The 17,724-nt window shown below is 42.3% G+C and carries 12 protein-coding genes; all 12 read right to left on the reverse strand.

Annotation, left to right across the window (positions count from 1 at the left end; translation table 11 throughout):
- Positions 1-124: 124 nt before the first annotated feature.
- The 12 genes from LZF95_RS11195 to LZF95_RS11245 all read right to left on the reverse strand — a co-directional run bounded on the left by LZF95_RS11195 (position 125) and on the right by LZF95_RS11245 (position 17,699).
- Positions 125-1,702, reverse strand: a complete 1,578-nt coding sequence (locus tag LZF95_RS11195; protein WP_233755163.1) for a beta-xylosidase — start codon at positions 1,700-1,702, stop codon at positions 125-127.
- Between the two features lie 233 nt (positions 1,703-1,935).
- On the reverse strand, positions 1,936-3,687 hold the full coding sequence (locus LZF95_RS11200) for a beta-xylosidase (protein ID WP_233755086.1): 1,752 nt from the start codon (positions 3,685-3,687) through the stop codon (positions 1,936-1,938).
- Between the two features lie 137 nt (positions 3,688-3,824).
- Positions 3,825-4,505, reverse strand: a complete 681-nt coding sequence (locus LZF95_RS11205) for a DUF3823 domain-containing protein (RefSeq protein WP_233755087.1) — start codon at positions 4,503-4,505, stop codon at positions 3,825-3,827.
- A gap of 17 nt (positions 4,506-4,522) precedes the next feature.
- Entirely contained in the window at positions 4,523-5,458 is a 936-nt protein-coding gene (locus LZF95_RS27675) for a RagB/SusD family nutrient uptake outer membrane protein (protein ID WP_368670776.1), read from the reverse strand.
- Positions 5,353-6,441, reverse strand: coding sequence for a RagB/SusD family nutrient uptake outer membrane protein (locus LZF95_RS27680; RefSeq protein WP_306422320.1), 1,089 nt, complete (start codon positions 6,439-6,441; stop codon positions 5,353-5,355). Before LZF95_RS27680 ends, LZF95_RS27675 begins: the two co-directional genes overlap by 106 nt.
- Before the next feature lie 18 nt (positions 6,442-6,459).
- The gene (locus LZF95_RS11215) at positions 6,460-9,825 is read right to left on the reverse strand and encodes a TonB-dependent receptor (protein WP_233755088.1); all 3,366 of its coding nucleotides are present in this window, start codon (positions 9,823-9,825) and stop codon (positions 6,460-6,462) included.
- A 232-nt stretch (positions 9,826-10,057) separates the two neighbouring features.
- Positions 10,058-11,164, reverse strand: coding sequence for a FecR family protein (locus LZF95_RS11220; RefSeq protein WP_233755089.1), 1,107 nt, complete (start codon positions 11,162-11,164; stop codon positions 10,058-10,060).
- Positions 11,165-11,564: 400 nt separating this feature from the next.
- A complete protein-coding gene (locus tag LZF95_RS11225) occupies positions 11,565-12,158 on the reverse strand; it encodes an RNA polymerase sigma factor (RefSeq protein ID WP_233755090.1) in 594 nt (197 codons plus the stop codon).
- Positions 12,159-13,197: 1,039 nt separating this feature from the next.
- Positions 13,198-13,944, reverse strand: coding sequence for a GntR family transcriptional regulator (locus LZF95_RS11230; RefSeq protein WP_233755091.1), 747 nt, complete (start codon positions 13,942-13,944; stop codon positions 13,198-13,200).
- A 335-nt stretch (positions 13,945-14,279) separates the two neighbouring features.
- The gene (locus LZF95_RS11235; protein WP_233755164.1) at positions 14,280-15,449 is read right to left on the reverse strand and encodes a sugar MFS transporter; all 1,170 of its coding nucleotides are present in this window, start codon (positions 15,447-15,449) and stop codon (positions 14,280-14,282) included.
- Positions 15,449-16,357, reverse strand: a complete 909-nt coding sequence (locus LZF95_RS11240; protein WP_233755092.1) for an ROK family protein — start codon at positions 16,355-16,357, stop codon at positions 15,449-15,451. The genes LZF95_RS11235 and LZF95_RS11240 overlap by 1 nt, the downstream gene beginning before the upstream one ends.
- A gap of 46 nt (positions 16,358-16,403) precedes the next feature.
- Positions 16,404-17,699 carry a hypothetical protein gene (locus tag LZF95_RS11245; RefSeq protein WP_233755093.1) on the reverse strand — a complete coding sequence of 432 codons (1,296 nt, stop codon included), beginning with the start codon at positions 17,697-17,699 and terminating at the stop codon, positions 16,404-16,406.
- Positions 17,700-17,724: the final 25 nt, after the last annotated feature.

The following is a 17,724-nucleotide window of genomic DNA, read 5'->3' on the forward strand; positions in this document are numbered from 1 at the left end:
GGTATCACTAGTTTTCACAGATCCTTTCCATTGATACAATTTTGATTTTATGTTAGTTATTTTCACTTTATTTAAGTATAGATTTTGAGTTTGGAAGTATTAATTAGACGACAGCTGTCTCAGCTTACCAGTCTATTTTCAGCAAAGAGACACCTTGACGGGGAAGCGAAAATCCCATGTTGATTTCACCTCCATCTATCGTCATGGACAGTGGGTCACCCATTATCTCCAGCTTGCCTGACTTTTCGAGTTCAGCTACCTGAGCCTGAGATGGATTCTGGGGCGATCCCATTTCCTTCCATACCTGATAGGAATTGCTATTTTCATCATCGATCCTATAATGTGTAAAAATCACCTTGTCCGAGGGTACACCATTGACCTTTAGGTTTATCGAAGCTATATCTCCCTTGGTGTCTACATCATGGTAATTCCATATCATAACCGCTGCAGTTTTGGCTGACTTGGAAATTGATGCCAGAGCTCCTACATCCTCTTGATTTCGAATACTGGAATTAACCACCGAGTCCAATCCATACATTTGGTCGGAATCTACCAGTACACGCTTACCTTCCATCATGGCAAACATTCTAAAGACATTCAGGACAGGTTTATCGACCCCATTGGTAGCCAAATCACGAAAACCATGAAACCAAGGCTGGTCTTCAAACTCGAATGACCAGGTCACTGCTCCTTTGTAATTGATCCCGTACTTATCTGCCAATTCATATTTTCTGGCAAAAGATGCTGCGGTATAGCTTGAATACATCGTGCCATTCCTGTAGGCATTGGAGGGATTGGTAGTTTCTCCACAAGCCGCACAGCCTTCCGGGTCAGACTCCCCAATGATGATAGGCAGGTCTTTAAACTTGGGATAAGAAGCAACAATTTTAAACCCCTCATCCAGATTGCGGAGATGCCGGCCCATATCCATTTGAACCACATCTCCTTCAATAAGTCTTGGTGCCCCCTTTGCATGGAAAAGAATTGCATCCAGTGGAGATCCTATCTCGCCTGTCACATAGTTGATCCCGGTGAGGCAATGCTGCAAGAAAGCATATAAGAACCTAGCTCCTCTGACACTTCCTGGCCCTGTGTCATTTGCCCCACCAATTATAGCGGTGGGAAGGGCACGCTTGACTGCATCGGCTGTATAATCATATAATTTTAAAAATTCGTCTATCGTCCCACCCCAATAAGGAGCATCCGGCTCATTCCATAGCTGCCAATACCAGCTTTCCACTTCTTCCTGACCATACCTGTCCACACTATGTTTCACCCATTGGAAGATAAGCTCCGCCCACTTGTCATAATCATTTGGTGGATATCTCCATCCCGTATGGATGTCACCATAGGGATCTCCCGGCTTCCAAAAATGTTCATATGGTTCGGGCTGGGTGGAGAGCGCTTTGGGCATAAATCCAATTTCAACCAATGGCTTTGCCCCATTCTCTATATAAGTATCAAAAATCTTATCAATAATGGTCCAATCGTACACCGGATTACCATTCTCATCTTCCGTGTAAGCATTGGTAGAACCCCATTTAAATCTAGCGGTGCCATCTCCTGTCGTCAGAAGATTGTGCGCACGATAATAGACGGGCACAGGACTGAACTCACCTATCTCAGCGATCAACTTTTTCCCATCTTTCATATAGGTGTAATTGGGTTCATCATACCCAAAGAAGGACCAAACAGGCTCCATTTCCCCCACCTCCTTGTCGAGATCCACAGAAATAGTCACGGCTCGCTGACCTTGTGCGCAACCTGCACTTGATGCGAGAGCACATGCTATAGAAAGTGCGATTGTTAAAACTTTATTTTCAATTACCATTTTAAATTCTCTAAGTATTGATTTATTGAAAGCAGCATATCGGTTTTCAGCGCATGTAATACGTTCAGAAACACCTTGCTTTCTCTGATCAGTGCTAGAAAAGATCACCATGTCAATCTAACTAAAGAGACTCCCTGGCTAGGCAACTCAAATTCAATTTGAGCTTCCCCATTCTCTATCTTAATCCATTTGGGTGAAGTGAAAAGCTGAAGTTGTCCTGCCTCCTCCAGTTGCTTACTCTGCTCCTGGGTCGGATTTTGGGGCGAGCCCATGTCCTGCCATGCCTGATAGGAATTGCTGTGGTTCTTATCTACCCGGTAATGGTGCATCAAAACCTTGTCAGCCGGTATGCTTTCAAAATTTAAGGTAACGGGAGCCTCAGCCACTTCCTTATCGTCATCATGGTAGTTCCAGACCATAGCCGCCGCAGTGTTTTTATCTATCGAGGCAAAAGCATTGATATCCTGCTCCTCCCCACGTACACTTGAGTTTAGGATATTATCTAGGTTATAGGCTAATCCCTCCTCATTCTCCCCACTAGAAACTGACACCCGTTGTCCGCCCATCATACCAAACATCCTGAACACGTTGAGTACGGGTTTATCTACTCCATTGGTAGCCATATCCCGGAATCCGGCAAACCATTTTTGATCTTCAAATTCAAATGCCCATGTCACTGCACCTAAAAAATTAACCCCGTGACGGTCGGCGAGTTCGTATTTTCTGGCGAAGGAAGCCGCTGTATAACTGGAATACACCGTGCCGTTTCTATAAGCATAATGCGGGTAATCTTCTTCCGAGCAGGCAGCGCACCCCTCTGGGTCAGATTCGCCGATTACTATTGGCAAATGCTTCAGTTCTGGGTAGGAGGCTACTATTTCAAACCCTTTATTTATATCATTCAGCTGACTTCTAATGCCCATTTGTACAATGCCATCAGCCAGCTTAGGGCTTCCTTTGGCATGGAAGGTGATAAAGTCGAGTGGAGAACCTGTTTTGCCTGTCACATAATTTTTCCCTTTCGTCACATGGTCCAAAAACGTGGTCAAAAACTCCGCTGCTTTGTCCCAGCCCGGACCGGTAGATTCAGGCCCTCCTATCCTCGCGGTAGGCAAAGCTCTTTTTACAGCATCAGCAGTATAGTCATACAGCTTGATGTACTCTTCTGTAGTACCTCTCCAGTAGCCGATGTTCGGTTCATTCCAGAGTTCCCAATACCAAGATTCTACTTCTTCTTTTCCATACCGCTCCACGCTGTGTGTGACCCACTGGAATACCAACTCAGCCCACTTATCGTAATCATTAGGAGGATATGACCAACCGGTATAAATATCATTGTAATCTGCCCCAGGTTTCCAATAATGTCGATAAGGTTCCGGCTGTGACGACAGTGCTTTCGGCATAAATCCAATTTGTGCAAAAGGCTTCATGCCCCGTTCGATGTATGTATCGAATATTTGGTCAATTACTGTCCAATCATAGATAGGATTCCCCTCACTGTCTTCCGTGTAGGCATTAGTAGAACCCCATTTTAAGGCTGCCCGTGGCCCTTCATCCGTGACAAGCAAGCTGTGCGCTCTCACATACACAGGAACAGGGCTGAGATCTGCAATTTCTGAAAGAAGTTTCTTGCCATCCTTCATATAGGTGTAATTTGGCTCATCATAGCCCCACCAAGCCCATGCAGGTTGCAATGGGCCTTTTTCATCAGATAAGTCAATTTTAATATGCACATTCTCTTGACTTTCGGGAAGTACATTCTGCCCAAAAGTGGTACCTATCAATGTTATGCTAAGGCCTAGTGAAAGTGTGCATTTCCGCATACTTGTGAGAAATGGATAAGTCAAGTTGTACATTGGTTAATAATTTTTGTTGGAAATAGTATTGATGTAGCCATGCTATGAAAACATAAAGCGTGGTGTCCCACCCCTCTTGTTTTTCAAAGAGGTCAATCATCATATAAGAGACAGATTTATTTAATAATCAGTGGGGCTTAGTCAAGCATTATTTTCTGGGGAGATGAATAGAGCAATTCAGGAACATCACGTACCTTAACCCCTAATCGTGCGAATACGTAGTTTCTTCCCGCCAAAGACGCGGGTATTGTTACTCCCATCGAAAATGGCATAGATACATCATCAATATCGGCTGCGTTCAAAGTGGCATTTGCTATATTGATATTCTGATCCAATATGGTCGTTCTTCCAAGGTAAACTCTGACGAATTCCAGATTTTCCTGATCAGTCACTTGTCGCAAATTGAAATCTGCTGTGATTTCAGAGGCCCCTTGTCTAGAAAAACCAACATTTTCAAAGATGTAATAAGGACTCACTTGCACATCTACCTCAGCATTTCCCCTTACAGTAACATTGATTGTATCTGAGGTATATACCCAGGGAGCTCCACGAAGCATAGTGAGTTTATAATCCCCATCAAAAACCTTCGTAGAAAATGAACCATCCTGATTCACATAGACAGGGATTTTGGTAAAGAGGTCGTACCCCGGCTGCCATAATTCTAATTCTACTCCGTTGGATCTGACATTGATGGGAAGATCTTCAAAAATCACCTGGCCGATTAAAGTCGATTTTGGCTCTTCATAGTTATCTAGTTCACAACCAGTAAGAAAAACTAGTAAGTTAATCGATAAAAACAAATATAGTTTAGAGTTCATTGTTTCTTGGGTTAAGGTTAATGAAATGGATTTCTAACTATTTCAGGATTGTTGTTCAGTACATCCTGAGGGATTTGGGAGTAGTAATTGCCTAGCCTAAAAAACCGGGGTGCAACCTGTCTGGGAGCGGGAAATTTATCATAAACATATTTCCCATGGTTTGGGTGACCTGGACGGACAATCCTATAGCCAAACAACGCATAGTTCATGGCTTCTTTACTTTCGGTATTACCATCCCAATACTCATGGGCTATTCTCCAGCGCTTCAGGTCCCATACTCTGTGGTCCTCGAAAGCCAGTTCCACCCTTCGCTCATTTCTTACCCGTTCTAGTGTAAGCGAGGCAACTGTCATGGTTTCCGGATTAAAGCCAGCTCTCTCCCTAAGCGTATTATAAAAAGAAACTGCTTCTGATGTAAGACCCAATTCGAATGCTGCTTCCCCTGCATTGAGATAAACCTCAGCCAGTCTAAACCAGACCCACCACACATCACTTTGAATAGAACTGGTTGCGCCACTCGGAGATGAGTCGATGTATTTTCTGAGGTAAAAACCTGTTGCAGAGACATAATTCTCATTTCTCATAGGCCCATCAGCCCCCACAAGAGTTCCGTCATCCGAATAGGTGGAATTCAGAGTTCCTTCCACCCTGTCATATTTATTTGCCCCTTCATTCCATACATAAACCCCAGCCTGCAGGTTGATAGCTTGACCTGCAAATGTGGTTCCCGGATAGATGATGGTACCATATAGTCTAGGATCCTTATTGGCGAATATATCCTGGGGCTCATCGTAAAAAAACCAGTTTTGCTGGCCTCCAGCAGTGTTGCTGCCAGTTCCTACACCTTTCAGGCTGCCTTCAGTTCCATCCAGATATTCGTATCCTCCACCAGATTCAATGATGGGGATATGGCAGATGATCCGGATACATTCGCAACATCCAAACGCATTGATCTTGGAATATTATTCAAAGTAAACGGATGCCTAAGACCTTGGGAAGCACTATAGTCTATGACCAATATCGCTTCATTGTTATTGGATTTTTGCGTAACGGCTTCGTAAAAGTTCTCCCCTAAATCCGGGTTGTTCTGATATAAACTGTAAACATTGCTATCTATGATCTCTTTTGCAGCTTCCAGTGAGCTTGCATAGTAATCCTCCGCCCGGCTGGACGGTATCCCTACTTCTCCACCTGGCAATGAAATCGGGTTTAAGGAATTATATTTTGCCAGTGATCCTGCATAAAGCATTGCCCTGCTCTTGAGTGCAAGTGCGGTGAAGCTATTGGCTCTCGTCTGGCTTCCTTCATTGCCCAGCTTATCCTTAATATCATCCAATTCGTCCCTGATAAAATCATAAACAGCCTCTTCCGAATCTCTCGGTTGGCGAAGAGGAGACGGATCGCCACTAAAATCATAAATCAACTGTGTAGTGATGAGAGGCACCCCTCCCATTCGCTTCACTAATTCAAAATAATTCAAAGCTCTTAGAAACCTCAATTCTGCTATAAACTGCTCTTTTTGGGTAGTACTAACTTTTGCCGACTCAGTTTTGCCTATATTTTCAATGGCAAGGTTTATATCCCTGATTAGCGTAAAGTTCCATAGGCTCCACCTGAGAAATGGATAGTTTATGATGTTATTCCTGACTTCATAATCGAAATTACTTACGCCAGACCAGATCGCTTCGTCATAGGCAGCATAGTCCTTCCAACCACAATAAACATCCGTTGCGCCACAATTGCCCGTTTCCGTAAAATCAGTATGCTTTGGCAATCTGCTATAAACATCAGAAATAACACTTGTGATCAATTCCGGGTCACTCCAAACCTGCTCATCGGTCAAAATAGTCTGAGGTTCTCGTTCCAACCAGTCATCGCACGAGGCCAGTCCAACAACAGCAATTGTCATTAAAATGTAATTGTATATACTTTTCATTTGTATAGTCATTTTGGGTTAAAGTGTAATATCAAAGCCAACTGAGATCACCCGTTGTGTAGGGTATCGTAAACCAGAATCTATTGCCAACTCCGGATCCAGATGGATATCTTTCATATTATCAATACTGAATAGATTGGATCCATTCACATACAACCGTGCGGCATTTATCCCGATCGATGTAAGAATAGTCGGTGGTATAGAGTATCCCAGTTCCACCCTTTTAAGTCGTAGGTAATTGACATTCCGTCTCCAAAAATCACTTTGGCGGTAATTGGCATGGCCCGAATTCTGGCGGTGAACCGGATATTTTCCCGGTATCCACTCGCTATTTGGATCATAGAGATCTTCCCGGTGCCAGCGGTCATTTAATAACCACTCAGGAGAATTGTGCCCTCCCTGGAAAGGAAATTTAAGCTCCAGATTTTGGCTGAAAGAGTAAAAACTGCCTCCTGAAAAACCAAAGGAAAAATCAAATCCTTTGTATTCCATGGAACCATTAATGCCATAAGAGAGAATAGGGTTGTCATAGAGATTATATCCTATGGGACGCATATCCATCTGATTGATTATCCCATCACCATTTACATCATTATAAATGAAATCCCCAGGTAATAGTGTTGAATTCCCCTGCGAGTCATTGTTGATTACATAGTTGTCAATTTCCTCCTGAGTCTGAAATCTGCCTATTACCTCATAACCGAATGAAACTCCTGCCCATCTGTCCTGGGTGCCGTTGCGGTATTCATCCCATGAATTTCCGAATCTTGGGAGGTATGGATCCAATATTCTGCGTCGTGCTAAGGTGGCATTAACACCGAAAGAATAAGTCACAGGCCCCTTATCTTCTCTAAAAGCAAGCATGCCCTCTACGCCTCTAAGAGCTTCAGATTCCAAATTCTCCAAAGGAAGAGTATAACCTACCTCGCTAGGCAGCAGCACATCATATTTGGCTGCGGGTAGCCCAGTCAGGCGCCTTTCAAATACATCAAATTCTCCAGAAAGCTTATTTTCAAAAAGAGCGAAATCTAAGCCTATATTTGTTGTAGTACTTTTAGCCCAGCTAAGGTTTGTCACAGGAATCCCCCTCGGCCTGGCTCCTGTCACCACATTTCCGTCTAAAAGATACTGGCTGGTTCTAAAATCCGCTCCGGCAAGATAACCCCAAGGGGTGATGTTGACTTCCTGGCCTGCCTGACCCCAGGATCCTCTGAGCTTAAGTTCAGTCATGAAACCTAATTTCCCTTCCATAAACTCTTCTGCTATCACTCTCCAACCCACAGACACCCCAGGGAACAATCCCCAGCGCTTATCCGGATCATATAAGTAAGAGCCATCATACCGGCCCAACAGATCCAGGAGATATTTCTTTTTGTAATCATATGACAACTTTCCTACATAGGAAGTCCGGGCAGAGGTAGCCCAGGTATTGCTGAAATCATTGAGTTCGATAAAATTGATCAATGGTGTATAATTATTTGAAGGAACCGCATCTATTCCTACATAATCGTTTTCCGTATCGGCCATTTCAAAGGCTAAAACACCAGCTATGCTATGATTGGAAAAATCTTTGGAATAAGACAACTGAATCTGGGAAAACCGTTCCACTAGAATGGTTCGGTTTTTAGTCCGCAATGGGCTTGCAAATCCATCCGTGACACGATACTCATCTGTTTCAGGATCGTAGATATACGCATCATAGCTGAACCGTTGTCTTTCGAAGGTGTTCAGTTTTCTGGAATAGGAATAGGTAGCCCTGGCGGTTAGTCCAAAATCAAACTCATATTCTGCAAAGAAATTGCCTGTAAAGTTTGACCATTGATCTTCTTGGAAACCTGCTATTTCTCTAGTGAATGTAGAGGGTAAGCGTGTAAGAAACCTTACGTCACCGTTGACATAATCTGGATTTCCATTTGCATAGATATTTTCCATTGGCCAGGAACTGTTAGTTCCCAAAAGTGCATTCCAGATCGGATCATCCCTTCCCGGAATGGCTACATTATCCCTATTTTCTATTCTCGCACTGAGCTGAGTGCCTACTGACAGTCCCTTGTGAAGTCTTGCCCTCAGGTTTGATTGGATATTGGTCCTGTCAAACGTATGCCCTTTCATCAAATAATCCTGCTTCACATGTCCGGCAGAAAAGAAATAGGTGATATCATCCGAACCTCCTGAGGCACTCGCGTTAAAAGAATACTGAGCAGCATTCGGGTTGTTGAAAACATTTTTATAATGATTATAGGACTCATACCCAGGCTCGGTGCCCAATCTCCATTTTTCCAACTCTTCAGGTGAAATAGTCGGAGTCTGTCCTCTATTTTGTTCGATTTCGGCTTGGGATCGCTTGAACGTATAGGCATCGGCAGGAGGATCAAATGGAAAACGGGTATTGTTCTGAACCCCGTAATAACCATTAAGCCTTATCACGGGCGGCTGGTTAGCCTTTCCCCGCTTAGTGGTAACCAGTACTACGCCGTTGGCAGCACGGATACCATAGATTGCTGCTGAGGCATCCTTAAGAATAGAAATTTTATCAATATCATTGATGTTCAGGTTATTGAATTGACCGACAGATTGGGGGATTCCATCAATTACAAAAAGGGGATTTCCCATATTCCGTATTTGTAATTGCGTATTAGAACCAGGCCTGGAATCCCCTTCATAAGAATTGGTCGTCCTAGCCGTCAAACCTGGTATTCTTCCTACCAAAGCTTCCGCTGAAGTGGTGGCGGTAGTCTTCTCAATATCCTTAGAGGTAACAGCACTTATTGCACCCGTCATCTGAATCTTCTGCTGAGTACCATATCCAGTCACTACCACCTCATCCAGCGTCTCATCATCATATTCTAACACTATCTTCAAATTGGTCTGGTTTCCAACCAAAATCTCTTGGGTGACAAATCCTATAAAAGAAAACCTAAGCACACCGTTCTCGGGAACATTAATGCTAAACAAGCCATCCACATCTGTTGCTGTTCCTTGAGTAGTTCCTTTAACCAATACACTCACTCCCGGCAACGGCTCTCCCTCTGGATCCAATACCAATCCATTAATTAATTCTTTAGGCGGGGCTCTGGTTATTAAGGCTCGATTGGTATCATCAGACTTTTTTACGTGTATATTTTGGTCAACTTGTTTAAAATTAAGCTGGTATTGATTAGCTATTTCCAACAGTAGGTTATAGAGGCTTTTACCCTCACTCTTAAATGTAATAGGAGGAAGATCTTTTATTTCCCTGGTCGCAAAAACAAAATTAAAGTCAGTGCTTTCTCCCAGGATCTGAAAAGCTTCAACAGCCGTTTTGTTTTGGACGGAAAGATGAACCTGGACTTCATCGATGCTTTTCACCTGGGCATTGCCATTCCAAGCCAAAAGAAGACTCATAGTTAGGCACTGGAAAACAAAGGCGATGAAGAATAATTTAGTCATGTATAGCACATGCATTAATAGACATTTTTTCATATCTTTAGGGTCGTTTATTTAGGCTATTGTTATTGAATAAATGAACTGGGAATGGAGTCATTTTACAGAATCAGCTCCATTCCACTCTAATGGTCATGGGTGTTACAGCACCTGTGGCCATTTCTTTTTCGAAGTCAGTTTCCCATAGGCATGCTTATTTAAAGTATATTTTTACCTGATCTTTATTTATTTCAAAATCAAATCTTGCTGAATAGCTCAAGCCTTCCAGTACATTATCCAAGCTTTGATCAATGAATGCTCCAGAGACTTCTATCTCTTTATTGCTTTCATTATAAAGGTGTATTTCCACACCATACCAGTTTTCCAGCACCCTTTTAATTTCGGAAAAAGGAGTTTCCCTGAAATAAATTGTCTTTTTCGTCCAGGCAATTACCTGTTCCTCATTGAAGGAAACTTTATTCGATCTCTGGGTTTCCCTGTTGATATTAACAGCTTCTCCCGGGCTCAGATCTATGGTTGTTTTTTCTTCAAAATTGACCTCTACCTCTACCTTACCTGTCGTTAGCGAAACATCTATTGATGATCCACTGTAAGCTTTGATATTAAAGGAAGTTCCGATAGCCGTGGTCACAACTGGCCCGGTTTTTACCCGAAACGGACGCGAGCTGTCTTTTGCCACTTCAAAAAATGCTTCCCCTTCCAATTCAACTACCCGCTGATCAGATTCGAAATTTTTGACATAGTTCAACCTGCTCCCTGAATTAAGAATTACTTTGGACCCATCACTTAATGTTAGACTTGATTTTACACCAGGTGGAGAACTATAATCCTCAACTATCAGTGGAGCTTCCTCGATTAATTCACCTTCATCAAAAGCAACTCTTCCCAGATAGGCCAACAACACACCGAGGAGTAAAACTGCAGCTATTTTAATGAATTGGTTTACCTTCAAGAACCGGTTGTATTCAGGTTCAAAGTTCTTAATGGTGCTTTCAGCGTTCAATGGAACTGTATTGTCCTGGTCATCTTCAATGTGTTGACGAATAGTTGCATCTAATATATTGCCCCAAGTCGTCTCCAGACGTTCCGGGCTCACCTCTTGGGTTTTTCTCGATAGGTTTAAAACAATCTTCTTAGCTTTGATTATATCAGGATATTTTGAAGGGTTTTCTTTGAGGTATTTTGTCCAATACATCTTATTCGAGTGTTCAGGATATAGTATCCAATTCCGAAAATCAGAATCCAAAACAAAATCTTCAACTTTAAAATCCTCCTTGTTCCTCATATTATATGTATTCATATAAAGGAGACAACACAAAGAGAATCCTATCCTTCCAAAATCAGATTTTTTTTATTTTATCTGAAAATAAGTTTGCCACCAAAATCCACGTATATAAAGAGTGGACGAGCGATCAATTCAAAGATGCGGTTCAGGAGCTGGAAATTATGAAACAGAAGTCCCTGAAATCCAATTTTCACCTTTTCCCCAAACAAATTGGACAGAATGCTCTCTCAGCTACTTACTAAAAACATTCTGGGATAATTTATCACAACACAATGAAATCGAGCCTACCCGGCAAACATGTAGGGACTGACTTACGGGGGTATGATGATTACCTAATCCGAGATTCCTTGCCTAAAGGACGGTAGGCAGGTTCCGATCCTCCGCGGCAGACTCCACAGCTACTGGCTCTTGAAAATCAACTTATAAACAAAATGCCTAATCCAAGCACTACCTTTTTCAGGGAATTAATGGCCTTCCAAGCTAAAGTGTACGCAGAACTTAGGTTTATTCCCATCAAACTGGACACCTCCTCATAAGTTAGCTTTTCGAAGAAAAGAAAATGGATAACCTCTTTTTGTCTTCCCGGAAGATTATCGAGAGAATCAGCTAATTTCTTTTTTAAGTTTTCATCCGTGTAGGCATCAATAATCTGCATTTCGATGGACTCAATAAAAAAAACCTCATCCATCACTGAATCAATATCTTCGGTCAAAAAACGCATTTCCCGTTTACTTTCCCTATACATTTTATGAGTCAGGGATTTAAACAGATAGACCTTTACATTATCCGCTTTTTGAAGACTTTTATGATACTTCCATAAATCGATAAAAACTTCCTGTATAGAATCCTGGACAAAATTAATCTCGTAGCCCCTCGCACAACCGTACCTAAACAAATCTTCAGAAAAATATCTATACAATCCTTCCAAACCATTCCTGTCCCCATCTCTGAGCATTTTCCAGAGTTCGTTAGGCTCTCTGGAGGAAAAACTGTTTGTTTGGATTTTCAAAATATGTTTTTTGGGTTTTTCATTAATTATCACAACTTAGGAGAAATAGAAAACAAATACAAGAACCATCTACTACAATTTGCATATTTACCGGTATTTAAAACCACTATTCACAACTTTTCCCATATAAAATTTCATATCTTACCTATTCTGTAAAAGCCATTTAATCCACTTTCATTAGTTTTCCTTATATTCAAGCCAATTTTCATCGCCCTTGGAGTAGATCTGTTTTGATTCTATGTATAATACTGAAAATACAACTCACTATTTTTCCCCGAACCCCCCCTAGCTATTTTCGTTTTAATGAACAATGAATTACGAAGCCCCATCGGGTCTAAGGCAGCAAGGACAGGAAGGAAAAGGGATAAAAAGAACAGATGTTTTACGCAGGGAAGCTCTACGTTGAGCAGAGCTCAAAAACTAACTTTGGAAGAATTCATGGGTAAAATTATATCCAGAAGTTACCAGCTAAATTACAAGCATTGCCAAGCAAATGAGTAACAGACTACTTGTTCTATAATTGCAATAGAAAGAAATCCAGCTTGAACATCAGACGGGGTTAAAAATCAATAATAAACCCGATTACTATAAACTCATCAGAAGTTCACCCCTGATACTTTTTTCTTCTCGACAGTGAATGTTAGTTCATTATGGTCTCGCTAGATTAGCCATGGGAATCCGTGTCCCGTTTATTGGGATTGTATCCTTTTCCGCTCCATCCCTGTTCCGCATAGCGGATGATTACTGAGCTGCCAAAATCAAACGCCATGTTGTCAATGTCGATCCGGTCAAAGAATCATGGTCTTTAAGAATTCTTCATTTGCTCTAAAGTCTTTCTGGCATGAGTAGGACCTTATTGACCAAGGTGTTTTCGCCTTTCAAATCTTTATGCAGCTCAAAACGAAAGTAACTTATCCTGCCAAAGTCATGGGATCTACTGATTTCCATTCACCAATTTAGAGAATCAACCTCCCAATAAAGATACACCTGAGAAGAATCCATCGAACAATTAAACTACTTGATCAAGCCAAATTATATGTTAAAACTCCCGCTTCAAATCGATATCATAGGAGAAAAAATCCGTAGCATAATAGACCACGTTATACTCGACGGGTTTTTCTCCTTGATCCAGAACTATCCGCTCCCGCTTCAACACCGGGTCACCTTTTTTGATATCCAGCGCCTTGGCAATAGTACCGGAGGCGGCTACCGCTTTGAGCTTTTCTTTTGATGTCGCCACCACGATATGAAACTCCCGCTCCAGCATTTCATAGAGAGGCTGATAGAAGTTCTCCTTTCCCGTGAGCCCTATCCTGGGATGAAAAAATGAAATACTGTACAGATACTTGGCATCTTTGGCCCCCCTTACCCGTTCCATACAACACACTTCTGAATCAGGTGAAATATTCAGGGCTTTTGATATTCTCTCATCGGGAAGTTCAAAGCCGACTTTCACCGAATATTCCACCACCTCAATCCCCTTGTTCTTCATTTCTTTGGTAAAGGAGATCCATTGATCCAGCCGTGTGGAGATATTCTGGCTGATGACTTTGGAGCCCACTCCTCTTTTCCTTTCCACCAATCCTTCCTGCACCAGCTTGTCGATGGCTTGCCGAACGGTGTTCCTGGATATTCCAAACCGCTTGGCCAGACTTTCTTCCTTTGGCAAAAAGGATTCTCCGGATGCATATTCCTTTATTCGAATAAGTTCTCTAAGGTATTTTTCTACCTGCACATGATAAGGAATAGAGCTTTTGAGATCTATTCTAAAATCTTTTACCTGCATGGTTCACTTTATAATTATTCAAAAAGAATCACCAGACTAATGCCTGAGATTGCATAGCATTATTTCAATCACAATATTACAGTAAATTATGATGCGTTTTTAGCATCAAAAATCGTCAGGAAGATATCAAATCCATAATCCAATTCTTGCACAATATGATTTTTTTCAAGCGTACTACCAAACCAATCCCATTCCAGAAAATTATCCGAAAGGATACATAAAAGGGCTCCGAACCCAAATCTACGGGTATCAGGAAGTTAAAAGGCACTACAGATACGCACATCAAAAGGATGGGCAATCACGTGGATCAGAAACTACCTGATACACTTAGCTTGTTAAAAACCAGAATCAGATCTTCCCAATACCCTATATGCAAAGGCAATTATCACAGAGGAAGCAAGCAATACGATAAATCCTTGATTTACCGTAAAGTTTTTTTGCACCAATCCCATAACCAAAGGAATAATTGCTCCTCCAATGATTGCCATGGTCATCAGACCAGAAATCTCATTGCTTCTGGTCGGTCTTTTATTGATGGTCAATGCAAAGATCAACGGGAACAGATTGGCGGATGCCAATCCAACCAAAGCTATTGAAATAAGTGTGGAAGTTAGGTCCGAGGAGAAAATCAATCCCAGGAAAAACAAAACGGTGAGAAAGCTTGACCATTTCAGAAATTTCAGATGGCTCACTTTATTGAGGACAACTGCTCCTACAAACCGGCTCGCCATCAAGGAGAAAAAGTACAGACTAATCCCCAAAGATGAACCCTCAAGACTTAAACCATAGTTAGAAACAAGCAAGGCCTGAATATTGGTATTCATCCCTACATCAATGCCTACTATGAGAAAAATAGAAAACACCATAAAGGCAATCATGGGATCTCCAAGCAAAGCAAAGCATTTTCTGAAACTAGTGGCATCTGCCGTGAATTTCTCATGCACCACCGTCTTACTCAGCCATACGGCAGTCAAAATAGAGATCAGCCCATATGCCAAAAACACATTCTTCCAATCCCCAGTATAGGTCACCATGAATGCGACGATGAGCGGTCCCAGCAAAGAACTGATTGCCTTCACAAATTGCGAGATACTCAACAGGCTTGGGTATTCCCCTTCTGAAACCACTTCCCTCAGCAGCGGATTGGAGGATACCTGAATAAATGTGTTTCCTATTCCAAGCAATACAAATGAAAATAGAAATATCGGGTAGGAATAGCTGATAAAAGGGGTAAACATGCCCAGAGCTGTTGCGGCAATTCCAATAAGCAGGACGTTCTTTTTCCCTATCTTATTCTGTAGCAGGCTCACAGGTATAGAAAGAATAAAAAACCATACAAACACCATCGAGGGAATCAGCTGGGCCAGAGTGGGCGTCAGGTTGAAATCCTTCTGGGCAAATCCCGTGGAAACGCCAACGATATCCACGAAACCCATTACGATATAGCTCAAAAGAATTGGTGCGATCTTCCTATATCCTGTATGTTGAAGTGTCATCTGCTGCATCACATTTCCTTGAGTAAATCTGACAATTCCCCATAATATTCGTCATCCATCAATAACGCTCCTCCAATCAATGCTGCATGATCCATCAATCCTGACAGATGTACCTCAGCTATCGGAAGTTCAGCGATCAACTGATCTTTGAAATATTCGAAGGCATTGGAAATATTCCCTCCTAATACCAGCACCTCTGCACCAAATTTTTCTACAAATGGAGACAAAAACCTCCCCAGCTCCTGACCAAACAACTGAAAGGTTTCCCTGGCTTTGGAATCAGTAGTAGCCATTTGATAGATTTCCAGCGCATTGGATGCCCGATACCCGCTGACGATGTGATGAAGATGTAGCAATCCCCGGGTCGAAAACAAATCATCGGCCATCACCCCATCTACCAGTTGATTGTATAAAAAACCGCCTTCTGGGACTTGGGAATCTGAAAACACCGGCTTGCGGTTTATTATAAATGAAGCCCCAAGTCCGGTACCCAAAGTAATCGCCAAGCATCTTTCAAAAGACTTGGCTTTGCCAATCGTAGAAACAGCGATGGCAAAAGCTGATGCATCATTGATAAACCTAAACTGGGAAACCTGCATTCCCAACCGGGTAGCGAGTTCATTTTTGATATTCATGCCGTAGAGGCATTCATACTTATTAACCCCTGTAATCCTGCTGATCCCTTCATAGTAATCAAAAGGTCCCGGAATGGCTATTCCCACCCCGGCTACCTTGTTCTGGGCATATGAAATGGTGGTGCTGATTACCGTGCTCCAGGTATCCAGTATCCTGCCCGCCTCCCAATTGGGATCCAAATGATAGGTACTTCTGGAATCCAAAATCAATTGCTGTCCGATACTGTCATACAGGCATGCCGCAATATGACTCCCACCTACATCCACGCCTACCTGTATCATAGCAATCCCCCTTTTATGTGAATCAGCACTTTTTCCATACCTGCCATCATTTTATCTCTGCAGTCCGTTCCAAAGCTTCGATAGCATCCATCAATACTCCGGCGCTTCCCTTGAAGGTGCCAGAACCTCTGGGTTCATTGTTGATAGAATACCATTCATAGAATCCCATATTCTTTACCACTCGCTCTGTCATTGGCTGGATCTGCTCATAGGCTTCTTTTACAAACCCATTTTTCACCAATTCCAACACCATTCTGCCTCCAAACCAAGTCCAATCCCCTCCATTTTGGTAACTATAGACCGGGTTCATGATCTTATTGGCAAAAAACCCCTCAGGGTAAGGAGGATAAATAGTCAGTCCAATGGAAGGTGCCCCGGCTTGCTTTACTCTGGAAACCATTTCGTCTAGCGATGCCTTGATTTCTTTCTTGGACAAAAGCCCCGCTTCGATAGCTATCGCCGTACCTCCAAAGTAGTAGATTTCTTCTTCATCAAAATCCTCCGGGAATGGCGAGCCTTCCAGATAAATATGTGGGATAAATTTCTGATCCTTTTTATGCCAAAGGTGCTTTCTGGTGTTTTCAGCGATCTTTTGTCGGACAGGCGCCCACTTAGTCTTGGTTTCTGGGAGGATTTTCATCAGGTTATCCAAAGCAATGACCATCATGGCATTGTCATATACATCAATCGCCCGATGCGTATTTTCATCCAAATCCACGCCCCATCCGTGTTCGGGCTGTACATCCCCCCAATCAGCCGTAGTAGCACCCCAGAGCAATCCATATTCTTTATTGAATCTTTCATTCATCAGAAAATCCATTGCCTGTTCCATGCGCTCAGGGACAGTCTTGTCACCAATTACTTCTTCCAGAATCGAACGGTCACCGGTTACTTGGACGTATTTATAAACCGTCTGTATCAGCGAAGTTTCCTGATCAGTCTCCACGGTATTCTTATGCCCTGCGTATCGAGGCTCAAGTTCCGAATAACTGAAGTCCGTCTCTCCTTCCCCTATGCTTTCCGCCGGGGTAAATCCATCGATGATATTGCCGTCTTCTCCCTGCATTCTAAAAAATACGAGCAGGTTTTCCTTTAATTCTTCTTTGGGATAAACTTTTGCCGCAAGATTTATAAAGGTGTTATAATCCCTGATCCACACTTCACGGTATCCGTCTCCCGCATTGAAACCTTCCGCGATTATCTCAAGAGCCTTTTCTTTGACATATTTAAAATTTTCATCAGTTTTAATCTGTTGACCAAGCTCCTCACTAACCTTTATTTTATCCTGCGCATTTGCATTACAAACCAATGCCAGTGCGGCTATTACCAGGTACTTTTTCATTTATATTTTGGTTTATTGTTACTTC

Source organism: Algoriphagus sp. AGSA1, from assembly GCF_021390545.1.
In the GTDB taxonomy this organism is placed as follows: domain Bacteria; phylum Bacteroidota; class Bacteroidia; order Cytophagales; family Cyclobacteriaceae; genus Algoriphagus.

Excerpts from the sequence above, each read along its gene's own strand:
- LZF95_RS11195 (WP_233755163.1), bottom strand. The coding sequence starts at position 1,702 with ATGGAGCCTGTTTGGTCCTTCTTTGGGTATGATGAACCCAATTACACC.
- LZF95_RS11200 (WP_233755086.1), bottom strand. The coding sequence starts at position 3,687 with ATGTACAACTTGACTTATCCATTTCTCACAAGTATGCGGAAATGCACA.
- LZF95_RS11205 (WP_233755087.1), bottom strand. The coding sequence starts at position 4,505 with ATGAACTCTAAACTATATTTGTTTTTATCGATTAACTTACTAGTTTTT.
- LZF95_RS27680 (WP_306422320.1), bottom strand. The coding sequence starts at position 6,441 with ATGAAAAGTATATACAATTACATTTTAATGACAATTGCTGTTGTTGGA.
- LZF95_RS11215 (WP_233755088.1), bottom strand. The coding sequence starts at position 9,825 with ATGAGTCTTCTTTTGGCTTGGAATGGCAATGCCCAGGTGAAAAGCATC.
- LZF95_RS11220 (WP_233755089.1), bottom strand. The coding sequence starts at position 11,164 with ATGAATACATATAATATGAGGAACAAGGAGGATTTTAAAGTTGAAGAT.
- LZF95_RS11230 (WP_233755091.1), bottom strand. The coding sequence starts at position 13,944 with ATGCAGGTAAAAGATTTTAGAATAGATCTCAAAAGCTCTATTCCTTAT.
- LZF95_RS11235 (WP_233755164.1), bottom strand. The coding sequence starts at position 15,449 with ATGCAGCAGATGACACTTCAACATACAGGATATAGGAAGATCGCACCA.
- LZF95_RS11240 (WP_233755092.1), bottom strand. The coding sequence starts at position 16,357 with ATGATACAGGTAGGCGTGGATGTAGGTGGGAGTCATATTGCGGCATGC.
- LZF95_RS11245 (WP_233755093.1), bottom strand. The coding sequence starts at position 17,699 with ATGAAAAAGTACCTGGTAATAGCCGCACTGGCATTGGTTTGTAATGCA.